At 65.1% G+C, this 14,232-nt stretch carries 16 protein-coding genes; 4 read left to right on the top strand and 12 right to left on the bottom strand.

What is annotated here, in order from left to right; translation table 11 throughout:
- A partial coding sequence (locus RID11_RS12835; protein WP_350139750.1) for a hypothetical protein occupies positions 1–265 on the top strand: 265 nt, incomplete at its 5' end.
- 455 nt (positions 266–720) lie between these two features.
- Here RID11_RS12835 and ettA read toward each other — a convergent pair.
- Together ettA and dtd are read right to left on the bottom strand one after the other, a co-directional pair.
- Positions 721–2,376 (bottom strand): energy-dependent translational throttle protein EttA, encoded by a 1,656-nt coding sequence (gene ettA, locus RID11_RS12830; protein WP_350139748.1) that lies wholly within the window; start codon positions 2,374–2,376, stop codon positions 721–723.
- A gap of 91 nt (positions 2,377–2,467) precedes the next feature.
- On the bottom strand, positions 2,468–2,905 hold the full coding sequence (gene dtd, locus RID11_RS12825; RefSeq protein WP_350139745.1) for a D-aminoacyl-tRNA deacylase: 438 nt from the start codon (positions 2,903–2,905) through the stop codon (positions 2,468–2,470).
- Positions 2,906–3,002: 97 nt separating this feature from the next.
- Between dtd and RID11_RS12820 the strand changes: the two genes are divergently transcribed.
- Entirely contained in the window at positions 3,003–3,419 is a 417-nt protein-coding gene (locus RID11_RS12820) for an Hsp20/alpha crystallin family protein (protein WP_350139742.1), read from the top strand.
- Positions 3,420–3,661: 242 nt separating this feature from the next.
- On the opposite strand, the gene RID11_RS12815 is transcribed toward RID11_RS12820, so the two are convergent.
- Genes RID11_RS12815 through RID11_RS12805 form a run of 3 tightly spaced genes read right to left on the bottom strand, consistent with a single transcriptional unit; the run spans position 3,662 to position 6,470 of the window.
- On the bottom strand, positions 3,662–4,336 hold the full coding sequence (locus RID11_RS12815; protein WP_350139740.1) for a nitroreductase: 675 nt from the start codon (positions 4,334–4,336) through the stop codon (positions 3,662–3,664).
- The gene (locus tag RID11_RS12810) at positions 4,333–5,373 is read right to left on the bottom strand and encodes a trans-3-hydroxy-L-proline dehydratase (RefSeq protein WP_350139737.1); all 1,041 of its coding nucleotides are present in this window, start codon (positions 5,371–5,373) and stop codon (positions 4,333–4,335) included. Before RID11_RS12810 ends, RID11_RS12815 begins: the two co-directional genes overlap by 4 nt.
- On the bottom strand, positions 5,373–6,470 hold the full coding sequence (locus RID11_RS12805; RefSeq protein WP_350139733.1) for a TFIIB-type zinc finger domain-containing protein: 1,098 nt from the start codon (positions 6,468–6,470) through the stop codon (positions 5,373–5,375). The genes RID11_RS12810 and RID11_RS12805 overlap by 1 nt, the downstream gene beginning before the upstream one ends.
- A gap of 77 nt (positions 6,471–6,547) precedes the next feature.
- Here RID11_RS12805 and RID11_RS12800 point away from each other — a divergent pair, with 77 nt between their 5' ends.
- The gene (locus RID11_RS12800) at positions 6,548–6,916 is read left to right on the top strand and encodes a CZB domain-containing protein (protein WP_350139731.1); all 369 of its coding nucleotides are present in this window, start codon (positions 6,548–6,550) and stop codon (positions 6,914–6,916) included.
- A gap of 23 nt (positions 6,917–6,939) precedes the next feature.
- Here the strand turns inward: RID11_RS12800 and RID11_RS12795 are convergent, their stop codons facing one another.
- The 7 genes from RID11_RS12795 to hemB form a co-directional block, all read right to left on the bottom strand.
- The gene (locus RID11_RS12795; RefSeq protein WP_350139729.1) at positions 6,940–7,362 is read right to left on the bottom strand and encodes a hypothetical protein; all 423 of its coding nucleotides are present in this window, start codon (positions 7,360–7,362) and stop codon (positions 6,940–6,942) included.
- A gap of 4 nt (positions 7,363–7,366) precedes the next feature.
- The gene (locus RID11_RS12790; RefSeq protein ID WP_350139727.1) at positions 7,367–8,494 is read right to left on the bottom strand and encodes an SPFH domain-containing protein; all 1,128 of its coding nucleotides are present in this window, start codon (positions 8,492–8,494) and stop codon (positions 7,367–7,369) included.
- A 25-nt stretch (positions 8,495–8,519) separates the two neighbouring features.
- Entirely contained in the window at positions 8,520–9,470 is a 951-nt protein-coding gene (locus RID11_RS12785) for a DUF2927 domain-containing protein (protein ID WP_350139724.1), read from the bottom strand.
- An 8-nt stretch (positions 9,471–9,478) separates the two neighbouring features.
- Positions 9,479–10,678, bottom strand: coding sequence for a toxic anion resistance protein (locus tag RID11_RS12780; RefSeq protein WP_350139722.1), 1,200 nt, complete (start codon positions 10,676–10,678; stop codon positions 9,479–9,481).
- Positions 10,679–10,690: 12 nt separating this feature from the next.
- Positions 10,691–11,590, bottom strand: a complete 900-nt coding sequence (locus tag RID11_RS12775) for a 5-bromo-4-chloroindolyl phosphate hydrolysis family protein (protein ID WP_350139719.1) — start codon at positions 11,588–11,590, stop codon at positions 10,691–10,693.
- 292 nt (positions 11,591–11,882) lie between these two features.
- A complete protein-coding gene (locus RID11_RS12770) occupies positions 11,883–12,443 on the bottom strand; it encodes a lipid-binding SYLF domain-containing protein (protein ID WP_350139716.1) in 561 nt (186 codons plus the stop codon).
- Positions 12,444–12,576: 133 nt separating this feature from the next.
- Complete coding sequence (gene hemB, locus RID11_RS12765) at positions 12,577–13,572, bottom strand: porphobilinogen synthase (protein WP_350139713.1); 996 nt, start codon at positions 13,570–13,572, stop codon at positions 12,577–12,579.
- A 160-nt stretch (positions 13,573–13,732) separates the two neighbouring features.
- Here hemB and RID11_RS12760 point away from each other — a divergent pair, with 160 nt between their 5' ends.
- Positions 13,733–14,224, top strand: coding sequence for a component of SufBCD complex (locus RID11_RS12760; RefSeq protein WP_350139710.1), 492 nt, complete (start codon positions 13,733–13,735; stop codon positions 14,222–14,224).
- Positions 14,225–14,232: the final 8 nt, after the last annotated feature.

Below are 14,232 nucleotides of genomic sequence, written 5' to 3'. Positions count from 1 at the left end.
TCCCCCACCAGATCCTCGGGTCAAGCCCGAGGATGACGGGGAGGTGGGGTCGCGTTGCAGACAGGAGAGCGACCGGCCTGCCGCGCGATGGCCGACGCGCGCGGGGGCGATCCGACCGATGCGCATGTCACTTTATCTCAGCCACATCCGCGTGACCTTCATACGGTGCACCCAGCCTCACCAAATCGCCGCCGCGTGGGGGCGCGTCGGCGATCGCGCGGCGGGCCTGCGGCCCTCGATTCCGCGCGGGGGAGAAGCCGCTTAGTGGATCGACATACATTTCGGAAAATTATTTGCACGCGGCGAAAAATCCACGAATGAGCGTCGATGCAGACGTCTCCGTAGAAGCTATGAGACTAAAATCGTCGGTCTATCGATCTGCACGGCCTATCGCCTTTCATTGTTCGATACACCGTGGAACCACCAAGCACCGCATGGAAAAGTTTACCAGATATGCGGTCAATAGTTATTCGAGACCGATACCCCTCTGTATTCTCAGGGTCATAATCCAGAATTATGCGATCACTCTCGTTAGAATAGGACCAGCGCGAACCGTTAATCCAAGCAAAGTCGTCTTCAAGCTTAATAACGTACTCCACATTTTCCTGGTCGGACACGCGTGTAGCTTCACACTCCAGAATTTTTTCTGCAGCAAGCGCCATATTTGCGGTAGCCGTGCCAAGGGCGAAAACAAGTAACGCCAATCCCCACATTAGATAATCACCTCGCAAACTTCTTATACTTCACCCGCTTCGGCTCCAGCGCATCCGGCCCCAGACGGCGCTTCTTGTCTTCCTCGTAATCCGAGAAGGCGCCTTCGAACCATTCGACATGGGCCTCGCCCTCGAAGGCGAGCATGTGGGTGCAGATGCGGTCGAGGAAGAAGCGGTCGTGGGAGATGACCACGGCGCAGCCGGCGAAATCGACGAGGGCGTCTTCCAGAGCGCGGAGGGTTTCGACGTCGAGATCGTTGGTGGGCTCGTCGAGGAGCAGCACGTTGCCGCCCTCTTTCAGCAGCCGCGCCATGTGGACGCGGTTGCGTTCGCCGCCCGAGAGCAGCGAGACCTTTTTCTGCTGGTCGCCGCCCTTGAAGTTGAACGCGCCGCAATAGGCGCGCGAGTTGATCTGGGCGTCGCCCAGCTGGATGATCTCGGCACCGCCGGAAATGGCTTCCCACACGGTCTCGTCGGGTTTCAGGTCATCGCGGGACTGATCGACATAGGACAGCTCCACCGTGTCGCCGTAGTCGATGCTGCCTTCGTCCGGGTTCTCCTGCCCGGTCAGCATCTTGAAGAGGGTGGATTTGCCCGCGCCGTTGGGGCCGATCACGCCGACGATACCGCCGGGGGGCAGCGAAAAGCTGAGATCCTCGATCAGGAGCTTGTCGCCCATGGCCTTTTTCAGCCCCTCGACCTCGATCACCTTGGACCCGAGACGCGGCCCGTTGGGGATGACGATCTGGGCGCGGCCGACCTTTTCGCGCTCGGACTGGCCTGCCAGTTCGTTATAGGCGTTGATCCGGGCCTTTTGCTTGGCCTGGCGGGCCTTGGCACCCTGCCGCATCCATTCCAATTCGCGCTCGAGCGTCTTCTGCTTGGACTTGTCTTCCTTGGCCTCGCGCTCCAGCCGCTTGGCCTTTTGCTCCAGCCAGGCGGAATAGTTGCCCTCGTAGGGGATGCCGCGGCCGCGGTCCAATTCCAGAATCCAGCCGGTGATCGAGTCGAGGAAATAGCGGTCATGGGTGACGATCAGGATCGTACCCTTGTAGTCGATGAGGTGCTGTTGCAGCCAGGCGATGGTTTCGGCGTCGAGGTGGTTGGTCGGTTCGTCGAGGAGCAGCATGTCGGGCGCTTCGAGCAGCAGCTTGCAGAGCGCAACGCGGCGTTTCTCGCCGCCCGAGAGGGTGGTGACATCGGCATTGTCGGGCGGGCAGCGCAGCGCCTCCATCGAGACGTCGATCTGGGCGTCGAGATCCCAGAGGTTGTCGCTGTCGATCTCGTCCTGAAGCTGCGCCATCTCATCGGCGGTCTCGTCCGAGTAGTTCATCGCCAGTTCGTTGAAGCGGTCGAGCTTGGCCTTTTTCCCGGCCACGCCCAGCATGACGTTTTCGCGCACGGTGAGGCTCTCGTCGAGATGCGGCTCCTGCGGGAGATAGCCGACCTTGGCGCCCTCGGCGGCCCAGGCCTCGCCGGTGAAGTCGGTGTCGAGGTCGGCCATGATCTTCATCAGGGTGGATTTGCCCGCGCCGTTCACGCCCACGACGCCGATCTTCACGCCGGGCAGAAAGCTGAGATGGATGTTCTCGAAGCATTTCTTGCCGCCCGGGTAGGTCTTGGAGACGCCCTGCATGTGATAGACGTATTGATAGGCTGCCATCGCTCTGGCCCTCCGTTGCGTGTGGGGTGATCAGAGGTGGTGATAGCGCCCAAGGGCGGCGGGGGCAATGGCTTGCGCGCGGCTCGGCGGTTCAGCTTTCCATCCAGATGGTCACCGGGCCGTCGTTGAGCGGCGACACTTTCATATCCGCGCCAAAGCGCCCGGTTTCGGTTGGAATGCCATGGGCCGCGATCCGGGCGGCGAAATGCTCATAGAGGCGGCGGCCCTCGTCGGGGGCAGCGGCGGTGGAAAAGCCGGGCCGGTTGCCGCGCGAAGTGTCGGCGGCGAGGGTGAACTGGCTGATCACGAGGGCAGAGCCGCCCGCATCGACGACCGAGCGGTTCATCTTGCCCGCGTCATCGGTGAAGATGCGTAGTTTCACGATCTTTGCCGCCAGCCGGTCGGCCTCGGCCTCGGTGTCGCCCTGCATGGCGCAGACGAGGACCAAGAGGCCCGGGCCGCATTGGCCGATGGTGTCGCCCCCGACGGTGACGGAAGCCTGGGAGACACGTTGCAGAAGGGCGCGCATGGGACCACCTTTGGTGCGGGGATTTGATACGGGTCAAGGCCGTGGTGCCGGTGTTAGAGTAGGCTTGCGCCGTCTTCAACGTGAAGGAGGATGCATCATGGTTGAAAAATCGCATACTGCCGGGTTCTGGCCGCAGCTATATGAGCCGCTGCGCAATTTCGGCACGCGGGTGGCGGATTGGCTGGCCCCGGCTTCGGATGCCTCGTCGGACGAGGCGGCGTACCGGATCACGATGGAATTGCCCGGTGTCGAGGAGAAGGACATCGAGTTGTCGGTGCATGACGGGGTGATCAGCATCAAGGGCGAGAAAAGCGCCGCGCGCGAGGAAAAGGGCGAGACGTGGTTCTTTACCGAGCGCCAGTATGGCAGTTTCAGCCGCTCGTTCCGGCTGCCGCCCGATGCCGATGGTGAGAAGGTGGAGGCGCATCTCAAGGACGGTGTGCTGAGCGTGACGATCCCGCGCCGCGACACGGCCGCGCCGGAGGGGCGCAAGGTGGCGATCAAGCGGGGGTGAGGGGGAGGGTCACCCCGATGGGTGCTCAAGAGACAAGCCGCGCGGGCGACCGACTGCGGGTGGGCGCTGCTACGGTCGTGGGGCGCGCTTTATGGTAGCCGAATACTGCAACGTTTGCGCGGGTTTGCGACGTTGCAAAAGCGCCCGCCCGGGGGGCGGTCGGGCGCTCGCGCGGCGGCGTGCAAGCACGCCTTGATCCCGCGCGGGGGCAAAAGTCTGACCACCGCTTCAGCGGCTGCTCCCTACCCCCGTGGATCGAACACCTCGTTGAGGTCTGCCCGCGTGGTCCGGAACGTATTGGCGGGGTGATCCGGGTCGGGCAGGCCGAAGGAAATGGCACAGAGGATCAACCGGCTGTCGGGCAGATCGAAATGCCGCCGGATCATCGGCGCGTAGGCCGCGACCGAGGCCTGCGCGATGCTGCCGACGCCAAGCGCCGTTGCCGCGAGCATGAAGGCGGTGACGAAGCCGCCGGTATCCATCGCGCCGTAGGGTCCGAGGGCGGCCTCGGAATGGACGATGGCCACATGCGGCGCGCCGAAGAGGTGGTAATTCTGCATGCTCTGCTCGGCCCGGGCTGCACGGTCATTGCGGGCGATGCCCACGGCCTCGTAGAGTTGCAGCCCGCATTCGAGGCGGCGCGCGCCATGCGCGCCCGGATAGCTTTCGGGCCAGGGCAGGTCGGGGGCGGGGGTGTCATGGGTCACGGCCTCAAGCAGGGCGTGGCGAAAGCGCTCGGTTTCCGTGCCCTGCGTGACCGTCACCTTCCAGGGCTGCGCGTTGCACCACGAGGGCGCGCGGCTTGCGGAGCGTATGATTTGCTCGATCACGTCTGTCGCCACCGGATCGGGCAGGAAGGCGCGGCAGGACCGGCGCGCATCGAGAATAGTGTGGAGCGTGTCGTGGGCGTTGGTCATTCAGGCTCCTCTGTGCCGGGCCATGTGTCGGAGAGACGGTAGCCCTCGGGCCAGGGGTCTTCGGGGTCCAGCATAAGGGTGGATTGCCCGGTGATCCATGCCCGGCCCGCGATTTCCGGGCGGATCGCCGCCAAGGGGCCACAGGTGGTGGCCCCGAGGATGCGCCCGTCAAAGCGCGCACCGATGAGCGAGGTGGCGCTGTAGCGGTCGTCTTGGGTCATCTGCCCGCGCGCGTGCAGGAGCGCCATGCGCACCGAAAGGCCGGTGCCGGTGGGCGAGCGGTCGATCTTGCCGGGGCGGATGGCGACGGCGTGGCGGGCATGGAACGCGTCGCCGTCGCGCTCGGGCGGGGTGGCGAAAAGGCAAAATGAGATATGCCGCCAATCGGGGTTGGTGGGGTGGTCAAACCCGAGTTGATCGGTCGCGGCGCGGGTGATGCGGGTGCCGGTCTCGGCCAGCGCCCGCGCGTTTTCAGGGGTCAGCGCCAGATCGAGTGTGTCGGGATCGACCACCACGAAACTGTCGCCGCCAAAGCCGGTATCGACGGTGATGCGCCCCAGCCCCGGCACGTCAATCGTCGCGTCGAGTTGGCAGGCGAAGGAGGGCAGGTTCTCCAGCGCGATGTCGGTCACGCGGCCACCTTCGCAGCGCGCGCGCACCGCCACCAGTCCGCCGGGGGCCTCGAGCGTGAGGCGGGTTTCGGGCTCCGTCATCGGCAGGATGCCGGTCTCCAGAAGCACGGTCGCCACGCAGATCGTATTGGAGCCGGACATCGGCGGGGTGTCGCAGGGCTCCATGATGATGAAGCCCATGTCGGCGCGGCTGTCCACCGGCGGCACCAGCAGGTTGACGTGACGAAAGACGCCGCCGCGCGGCTCGTTCAGCACGAAACGGCGCAGCCGGTCGTCGCGGGCGATGTGGCGGGATTTCTCCCACATGGTGGCGCCGGGGGGCGGGGCGACGCCGCCGGTGATCACGTCGCCCACCTCGCCGCCCGCATGCGCCGTGGTGATCTGGATCGCGACGGTGGAGCGCATCAGAAGCCGCCCTGTTCAAGGGCGATGAGATAGCCGATGCCGCCTGCGATAGCCGCGCCCAGAATGACAGCCACGGCGATTTTCCATGCCGACCACGGCCGTTCGCCCTGCACGCGGCCGGTGCGGGCGTTGACCACGAAGCGGTAGGTTTCACCGCGGTATTTATAGGCGGCGAGCCATAAGGGGAGCAGGATATGCTTGAAAGTGACATCGCTGATGGCGGTGTCGATGTCGTGGATGCGTTGCCGGTCGCCGCCGATATCGAAGCGCACGTCGCGGGCGATGGTGGCGTCCATCTTGTCACGAGCCTGGCTGAAGCCGTCGTCGAGGTCGACGCTGTAGCCCTCGGCGCGGAAGCCTGCGAGATATTCCGGCGTGTAGGGCTCCAGTGCCGACAGATCCCACGGCTCCAGCGCGTCGGTGAAGCGTTTGGGCAGCGAGGTGGAGGCCAGCACCAGCACATCGTCGAAGAAGCGCGCGACCCGGCCCGAGACGGCGCGCCAGCGAACCTTGGCGACCTGAACGGTCTGGCGCTTGCCGTCGCGCATGACGGTGCGGCTTTCATAGTAAACGGTGCCGCGCTCGCCGCGATAGTGCGACTTGGTGTCGGCGTCGAAGGTCCAGTAGGGGACGTAGATGCCTTCCATCTTGCGGCCTTTTCTGGCGTAGTCCTGCAGGCCGTTCGGCGCGAACCAGAGACGGCCCAGCCAGTCGGTCATCGCTTTGCGGGCCTGCGATTCGTCCAGCGCGAAGGGCAGCAGCGCGCGCGGCTTGATATGGCGGTGCGTGCCGGTATCGGTGACCACGGGTGAGGCGCAAAACGGGCATTCGGTGGCGTGGGTGGCGTCGCCCAGTTCGACCTGCGCGCCGCAGCTTGTGCATTTGGTGGTGCGGGTCTCTTCCATCTCCTGCGCGGGAAGCTGGTCGCGGAGCGCGGCGCGGAAATCGAGTTCCTTGATGCCGCCCTGCCACGGACCGCCGGTCTCGATCTCGGCCACGTCGCCGCAATGGTCGCAGATCAGCTGGCCCGCGCCGGGATCATAGCGGTAATCCGACCCGCAGCTTGTACAGGGAAAGCGGTGATCCGTCACCGACATGTCCTGCCCCCCTTCTTGCTAAAGTCACAGGTCATCTGACCGTTTACCTGAATGACCCCGCAAGACAAGGATGCACAATGACTGACCTCGCGCTCTACGACAATCTCACCGACGCCATCGGCGCGCATGGTGCATGGAAATTCCGGCTCAGGGCCGCGATCCGGAAGGGGGCGGATGAGGCGCTTGTGGCGCAGGCGGGCGACCATCACGGCTGTGCCTTCGGTCGGTGGCTGGACAGTCTGCCGAGCGACGTGCGACTGGAGCAGGAGGCGAGTGAAACGATTGTGCGGCATGCCGAGTTTCATCGTGCGGCATCGCGTGCGGCGCAGCTGATCAAGCAGGGCCGATCGGATGCTGCGAGTGAGATGCTTGAGGCGGAATTCACCCAGGCGTCGCAGGCGCTGACCGTGGCGGTGTCGCGCTGGCGGATGACCGCGAGCCATTGACCGGGTGACGCGCGGCATCGCGATCACAGAATGTGGTGAATGGCGCGCGGGGTGATCCGCCGCAGCGCGCCGTCGCCAAGCGCGGTGTGACGCCAGAGGTTGAAGACCGCGTGGAGCGCCGTCGTCGCGAGCAGCGTCAGCAGCAGCGTGCGCGCGGTGGGGCCGGGCAGGGGCGTGGCGAGCGTCTCGGCCAGAAGCGCCACGGCGCCCCAGCCGAGGAGCGCGTAGATCGCCCGGTGCAGCCATGGATGCAGGGCGCGCACCGCCCCTTCGAGCTTTGGCCCCGGGCCGCTCATCAGCCCGAAGACCAGTGCCAGCGCGCACATGGTGAGCGCCGAGGCGGCGTAGAGCAGCGAGAGCCATGTGGTCACCCCGCCATCGCCCAGCACGAAGAGCAACAGCAGCAGGTTCAGCCAGTGCAGCGTGATGGTGGCGCGGCGGCGCATGGGGTCACGCGCCCGGCGGGGGCGGCGGCATGACGGTGAAGAGCTGTGCCAGTTCCGCCACGTCCTCGGCGCGTTTCCAGCCGTCCTGACCGGCGGTCCAGACATGGCTGTCGCGGGTCAGGCTGCCTTCGGTCACCATGCGCCCGAGGCGGGCCTTGGAATAGGGGCCGTGGGTCTGGCCGTCTTCGGCGATATGCCAGACATGTTCGACGGGCGGCGGTGGCGGGGGCGCTGCGGCGGCAGCCTCGGGGCGCGCGCCCCATGGTCCCGGATTGCGGCTCTGATCGGCCATCTGCTGCGCCATCGCCATGCCCATCCCCATGCCAAGGCCCGCGCCGATGCCGCCGCCGCCCGACGGGTTCTTGGCCGCCGATGTCATCGCCTCGGCGGTGGAATACTGGGTAAAGCGGCCCAGATCGCCCGCGAGGCCCATCGAGGTGCGCTTGTCGAGTGCCTGTTCCACGGCGGGCGGCAAGGATATGTTTTCAATGTAGAATTCCGGGATTTCCAGCCCGTATTCGGCGACCACGGCGGTGATTTCACCGGCCACCAGCTTGCCCAGATCGGCGGTGTTGGCGGCCATGTCGAGGACCGGGATGCCGCTGCCTGCGATGATGCGGCTGAACGCCTGCACGATGATGTTGCGGATCTGGAAGCTGATCTCGTCCATGGTGAATTCGCCGTCGGTGCCGACGATTTCCGACAGGAACTTCGCTGGGTCGCTCACACGCACGGTATAGGTGCCGAAGGCGCGGATGCGGGTCGGGCCGAATTCCGGATCACGCAGCATGATCGGGTTCTTGGTGCCCCATTTGAGGTTGGTGAACCGGTTGGTGGCGACGAAGTAGATTTCCGACTTGAAGGGCGAGCGAAAGCCGTGATCCCAGTGTTGCAGGGAGGTCATGATCGGCATGTTGTTGGTCTCGAGCATGTAAAGACCGGGGGTGAAGACATCGGCCAGCTGCCCCTCATGGACGAAGACGGCGGATTGGCCTTCGCGGACGGTCAGCTTGGCCCCGTACTTGATCTCGTGGCCCTCGCGCTCGAAGCGCCAGACCATGGTGTCGCGGGTGTCGTCGGTCCAGTGGATGACGTCGATGAACTGGCCGGAGAGGAAATCGAAGATGGGCATGTGAAAAGCTCCTGTAATCGGGGGGTCAGACCGGCCCGCCCGCGCGCTCATCCAGAAGGCGGCGGATGATGGGGCGGGCCTCGTCGGGGGTCATGCCGGGTTTGAGATCGGGGGAATAGAGCAGGCGCAGCAATTCCTCGTCCTGGGTGGTTAGCCAGGCGAATTCGTCGTCGTCGTTGAAGATCGAGGGCCGGGCGGCGGGGCTGTCATCGGCGAGGCCGAGGCCCTGCGCCAGTTCCTCGTGGACGCAGGATTCGCGCATCAGCGGGGGATGTTCGGCCCTGATCCATGCGATGGCCTGGGTATAGATGTGGGGGTCGCCTTTGCCGGAGAAAGCCACGACCAGACAGTGGATGCTGCGCGGCATGGAGCGGAAGATGCCCATGGTGGCCGGGTCGATATCCGGCACCATCTGGCGAATTCGGGCAAGCCCCTCGGCGCGGTCATCCTCGGCCATGACCAGAACGTGGAAATTGGGATTGCGCGTGCCTGCGCTGATCGGGTGGCGCGCGGCCTGCGACAGGCGGTTGGCATAGGCGGTGATGGTGTTGCGATCCTGCACCTGCTGATCGCGCGGGACCGAGGCGCCGAATTCGACGCCCATGCGCACCGGCCCCTGCCATTTGCGCAAACCGCCCGCGCGCCCCGAGGAGGGGCGATAGCCGCCGCCGGGGGCGTATTCGTCGAAGAACACGATCCGCTCGAAATTGCGAAGGAGATCGGTGTCGGTATAAGGCGTGTCCGGCCCGCCGCCATCGGTGCGCAACAGGCCCCGCGACAGCAGGTTGCGCTCGATCCGCTCGTAATAGCTGGCAAGTGCGCGGCTTTCATAGGAGGGGCCGGGCTCGGGGAGAGGTGCGCCGCCCGGCGGGCGCGCCGTCGGGCGTTCTGCAGGGGGTGGGGCGGGCACGTCGCAGGCCGCGAGCGCCGCAAGGGCCGCGCCCGCAATCCATGCCGTGTACCGCTGTGCCCGCATGCCCCGGGTCAGCCCTTGGGCACGGCGGTGCCGGCGGTGTCGCCCGTGCCATCGCGTCGCGCCTTGGCCGAGGCCAGCGTGTCGCGCAATTCGGCCTCCATCTTCTTGAGGTCTTCCTCGGCCTTGGCGCGTTTGGCCTTGCCCTCGTCGGCGATCTGGAGACTTTCCTGAATGGTGCCAATCAGGTCGGCATTGGCCTTTTTCACCGCTTCGATGTCGAACACGCCGCGCTCCATCTCCTGCCGGATCATCTTGTTGCTTTCGCGCAGGTTGGCGGCGTTGGCGGTCAACAGCTCGTTGGTGAGGTCATTGGCGCTGCGCACGGCCTTGGCGGCCTCTGCCGAACGCTGGATGGTGACCGCCTGCGCCAATTGGGTTTCCCAGAGAGGCACGGTGTTGACGAGGGTGGAGTTGATCTTGGTGACCAGCGATTTGTCGTTTTCCTGCACGAGGCGGATCGAGGGCAGGGATTGCATGGTGACCTGACGGGTCAGTTTCAGGTCATGCACCCGGCGTTCGAGATCGTCGCGCGCGGCGCGCAGGTCGCGCAACTCCTGCGCGGTCATCACCTGGTCGTTCTCGGGCGCGGCCTGCACCTCGGCCTCCTTGGCGGGGATGTCCTTTTCGTCGAGTTCCTTGAGCTTGGCCTCGCCCGCCGCGATGTAGAGCGCGAGTTCGTCATAGAAGGCGAGCGTCTTCTCATAGAGCATGTCGAGCGACTTGATGTCCTTCAGGAGGGTGTGCTCATGCGCCAGCAGATCGTCGGTGATCTTGTCGATCTGGCCCTGCACCTCCTCAAAGCGGGCGGTGAACTTGGCGATGGGGGCGGCGCGGCCCAGAAGTTTCTCCCACCACGACCGTTCGCGGCGTACGTCAAGCTCGGAGACCGAGAAGCCGCGGATCGTGGTGACGATGCCGCGCAAGCTGTCGCCTGCCGGGCCCACATCCTTATTGCGCACGCCTTGCAGCATGCTCTGCGAGATTTCCTGCAATTCGGCCTGCGCGGCGGAGCCGAAAGAGACGATGGACCGCGTGTCGGCCATGTCGATTTCACCCATCCGGCGGGTGATCTCGGCGCTGGCGGGGGCGTCTGCCTGATCGAGCGCTACGATGGCATTGGCATCCGATGGCTCGGGCAGGATCGCGCGGCTGACGGCCTCGACATCGGCGAGGGCGGCTTCGGCCTTTTGGCGGGTGGTCTCTGACATGGATTGGTCCTCTTACGCTAAATCTCTGGTCTCAAGGTGAACGCCCTCACGCTCCAGCCGGTCGCGCAGCACCTCGATCTCGATATCGAGATCGGTGGTGCTGTCGGCCATGAGCGCGCGGGTCTTGGCAGTGAAATTCTGTTCGAGGTCCGACAGCAGCGCGAGGTATTTCTCGCGCGCCTCGGGGTTGGGGGCGCGGGTGGCGAGGTCGGCGTATTTGACCGAGGCGTCGCGCGCGCCCATCAGATAGACGCCCAGGAATTTGCGCGCCTTGGTCAGGTCGCGCGGGTCGTCCTCGACCGTGCGCAGCATGTCGCGCACGGTGATCTGGAACTGGTCGAGCCGCGATTCGAGCGCGCGGTCGCCGGTGCGGCGGATCGCGTCTGACATGGATTTGAGATACTCCTCGGCCTGATCGACGACGCGGGCGACGCGGTCGGTCTGAAAGCTGTCGACGCCCTCGCTGCCCTTGTCACGCAGAGGGTCAAGCCCGAAGGCGAGGCTGTGCAGCGCGGTGCCCGCGACCGCGTAGATCAGCGGCTCAATGAGGCCGCCGCCGGTGGCAAAGCCCGCGAGGCCAAGACCTGCGCCGGTGAGCAGAGAGGCGAAGATCTTGCGCGGAATGGCGGGACGGCGGGCGATCTTGCGCGCCTCATAGGCCTCTTGTGCAAGAATACCCTCGCGGGTGAGCCATGCGGCGAGCAGCAACAGCCCGAGGGCGGTGAGGTTGAGCGCCATCTCGACCGGGCCGGAGGTGAAGGCGCGCACAGTGAGGGGCAGCGGGGCCATGAAGAGCAGGTTGACACGCCCGCCCGCGCGGGTGCGCCGCGCGCCGCGATAGCCGCCGGTTTGGGCGGGGGGCGTGGAGCCGTTGCCGTCGGGGCTGAATTTTCCGCCGAAACGCTGCGCCATCACACGCCTCCTGCGGCGGCGACGAACAGGATCAGTGCCACCAGCAGGAAAAACGCCAGTTTCTGTAGTCCGGTCTCATTCATGACGCCCCCGGGGCCGGTTTCACTTGGGGATGAACTTAGGCGATGGGGGGCGGGCTTGCTAGGGGGAAGATTGCCCGATGTGGCGCAGGGTGCAGGGGGCGAAATCAGATGTTTCCGCCAAGCAGACCACGCGTGCGCCGGAGGGCTTGGCCGGGAAAACGCAGAACGGCCGGTGCAAGACCGGCCGCCCGTCTGAACCTTGCCCTGTGTCAGGGGATGATGCGGGTATATTTCATGCCTTCGAGCGAGGCCCCGGCAAGCAGACCCGCCTGCCCGAAGATCACCGCCACGACGGGGGCTGTGGAGGTCGTGGTTTCGGCGCGCAGGTTGTCGCCGCGATCATTGAAGACATATTCAAGATCGGCACCCGCGGCCCAGCCCGAGGAGCGACGGAACCGTTCCAAAGCCTCTTCGGTCATGAAAAAGAGCACATGGGCGAATTGCTGGGCCCCGAATTGCAGGCCGAAGCTGCCTTTGGTCGCGGAGTAGTAATCGACCGTGACACCGTCGATCTGAAGCGCGCCCTGGCCATAGCCGCCGCCGACAAAGAATCCGCCTTCGGTGATCACCGGCATGACCAGTATGCCGGTCGATTTCTCGGCGAGATCGCGGGTGCCGGGATAGTTGGCGAACATGTGGCTTTTGGTGGATGCGACGCGCGCGTCGATGCGGGCCGCACCCGGACTGCCGACGCCGTTGCCGCAGGCCGCAAGGAGCGGTGTGCCAGCCAAAAGGCCGAAGGTGAATCCACGTCGTGAAAGGTTGCTCATGTCATTGCCCGTTTCGTTGCCTCTGGAAATGCCGGTCTGGTGCCGGGTTTGATGCCACTTAGTATAGACAGGCCGACCGCTGCTGTCACTAGGGATTGCGGGCCTACGCGGGTTCTTGCGCGTATGGCATGTGTCAGGACAAGAGGCGGGCCACCTTGGGGGCGAAATAGCTGAGCACCCCGTCGCAGCCTGCGCGCTTGAAGCACATCAGGCTCTCCAACATGGCGCGTTCCTCGTCGATCCAGCCGTTCTGCACGGCGGCCATGATCATCGCGTATTCGCCCGACACCTGGTAGGCGAAGGTGGGCGCGCCGAAATTATCCTTCACCCGTCGGCAGATATCGAGATAGGGCAGGCCGGGTTTGACCATCACCATGTCGGCCCCTTCGGCGAGGTCACGCTCGACAAGGCGCAGCGCCTCGTCGGTGTTGGCGGGGTTCATCTGGTAGGTTTTCTTGTCGCCCTTGAGCGCCGCGCCCGCGCCCACCGCATCCCGGAATGGCCCGTAGAAGGCCGAGGCGTATTTGGCGGCGTAGGACATGAGCATCACGTTCGGGTGACCGTTTGTCTCGAGTGCGGCGCGAATGGCACCGATGCGCCCGTCCATCATGTCCGAGGGGCCGATTATGTCGACACCCGCCTCGGCCTGGCTCAGCGCCTGTTTCACCAGCGCCTCGACGGTGGCGTCGTTGATGATCTCGCCATTCACGACAAAGCCGTCATGGCCGGTGTCGGAATAGGGATCGAGCGCCACGTCGGCCATCACCGCGATGTCGGGCACCGCCGATTTGATCGCCCGGGTGGCGCGATTGGAGAGGTTGTCGGGGCTCCATGCCTCGGCGCAATCGGCGGTGCGGTTCTCGGCGGAGGTGAAGGGAAAGAGGCAGATCGCCGGAATTCCGAGATCGGCGGCCTCGCGGGCGGCCTCGACCACGCGGTCGATGGAGCGGCGCATCACGCCGGGCATCGAGGGCACCGGTTCCTCGACTCCCTCGCCGTCGCGCACGAAGACCGGCCAGATCAGATCGGCCGAGGTCAGCGTGTTTTCCGCCACCATGTCACGGATTGCGGGCGACTGGCGGGTGCGGCGCAGGCGGGTGGCGGGGAAGGCGGCTTGGGTCGGGCGCATGGGCGGACTTTCTGGTGATCTCGGGGTGTCAATTGAGTGGCATGGAAATTCGTGCATCTCAAGGGTAGGAATTGCCGCGCACCGGCGCTAAGAGGGGCGACGGTAGTGAAACAGGGGCGTGGCCTTGGACTGGTATGACAATGTGTTCGAGCTCATTGACATGCGCTCTTTTAGCAACCTCTGGTATTGGATCGCCTTGGCGGTGACGTGGTCGTCGGCCTCGCACTGGGTGCTGGGCGTGCCGTGGGACATGGCGATCCGTGCGCGCAAGAGCGAGAGCGACGCGCCGATGCGGGATTTTCAGGATCTTGTGCGGGTGAACACCAATCGCATTCTCTTTGTCGCGCGCGAGAGCGGATTGCTACTGGCCGGGCTGGTGGCCTTCGCCATGACCAGCGTGGCACTTATGGGGTTTGTCTATGACAGCGAGTTCGCACAGGCGATTTTCCTGTTGGGCTTTCCGCTGCTGCTGGTGGCGCTGCTGTCGGTGCGCACGGCGCATATCATCCAGGATCAGGCGCTGGCGGGCGAGGCGCTGATCAAGCGCATTCAGCGCCACAGGTTGCACATCCAGCTGATCGGCATGGCGTCGATCTTTGTCACCGCGATGTGGGGCATGTATCAGAACATGAACGCGAACGTGCTGAGCTGACCGGCACG

This window comes from Roseovarius sp., assembly GCF_040219995.1.
Taxonomy (GTDB): Bacteria; Pseudomonadota; Alphaproteobacteria; order Rhodobacterales; family Rhodobacteraceae; genus Roseovarius.
Note: the sequence above shows the minus strand (reverse complement) of the source record. Positions and strands in the feature narration are given on the sequence as shown.

Coding starts and splice junctions, on each gene's coding strand:
- ettA (WP_350139748.1), bottom strand. CDS start 2,376: ATGGCAGCCTATCAATACGTCTATCACATGCAGGGCGTCTCCAAGACC.
- dtd (WP_350139745.1), bottom strand. CDS start 2,905: ATGCGCGCCCTTCTGCAACGTGTCTCCCAGGCTTCCGTCACCGTCGGG.
- RID11_RS12820 (WP_350139742.1), top strand. CDS start 3,003: ATGGTTGAAAAATCGCATACTGCCGGGTTCTGGCCGCAGCTATATGAG.
- RID11_RS12815 (WP_350139740.1), bottom strand. CDS start 4,336: ATGACCAACGCCCACGACACGCTCCACACTATTCTCGATGCGCGCCGG.
- RID11_RS12810 (WP_350139737.1), bottom strand. CDS start 5,373: ATGCGCTCCACCGTCGCGATCCAGATCACCACGGCGCATGCGGGCGGC.
- RID11_RS12805 (WP_350139733.1), bottom strand. CDS start 6,470: ATGTCGGTGACGGATCACCGCTTTCCCTGTACAAGCTGCGGGTCGGAT.
- RID11_RS12800 (WP_350139731.1), top strand. CDS start 6,548: ATGACTGACCTCGCGCTCTACGACAATCTCACCGACGCCATCGGCGCG.
- RID11_RS12795 (WP_350139729.1), bottom strand. CDS start 7,362: ATGCGCCGCCGCGCCACCATCACGCTGCACTGGCTGAACCTGCTGCTG.
- RID11_RS12790 (WP_350139727.1), bottom strand. CDS start 8,494: ATGCCCATCTTCGATTTCCTCTCCGGCCAGTTCATCGACGTCATCCAC.
- RID11_RS12785 (WP_350139724.1), bottom strand. CDS start 9,470: ATGCGGGCACAGCGGTACACGGCATGGATTGCGGGCGCGGCCCTTGCG.
- RID11_RS12780 (WP_350139722.1), bottom strand. CDS start 10,678: ATGTCAGAGACCACCCGCCAAAAGGCCGAAGCCGCCCTCGCCGATGTC.
- RID11_RS12775 (WP_350139719.1), bottom strand. CDS start 11,590: ATGGCGCAGCGTTTCGGCGGAAAATTCAGCCCCGACGGCAACGGCTCC.
- RID11_RS12770 (WP_350139716.1), bottom strand. CDS start 12,443: ATGAGCAACCTTTCACGACGTGGATTCACCTTCGGCCTTTTGGCTGGC.
- hemB (WP_350139713.1), bottom strand. CDS start 13,572: ATGCGCCCGACCCAAGCCGCCTTCCCCGCCACCCGCCTGCGCCGCACC.
- RID11_RS12760 (WP_350139710.1), top strand. CDS start 13,733: ATGCGCTCTTTTAGCAACCTCTGGTATTGGATCGCCTTGGCGGTGACG.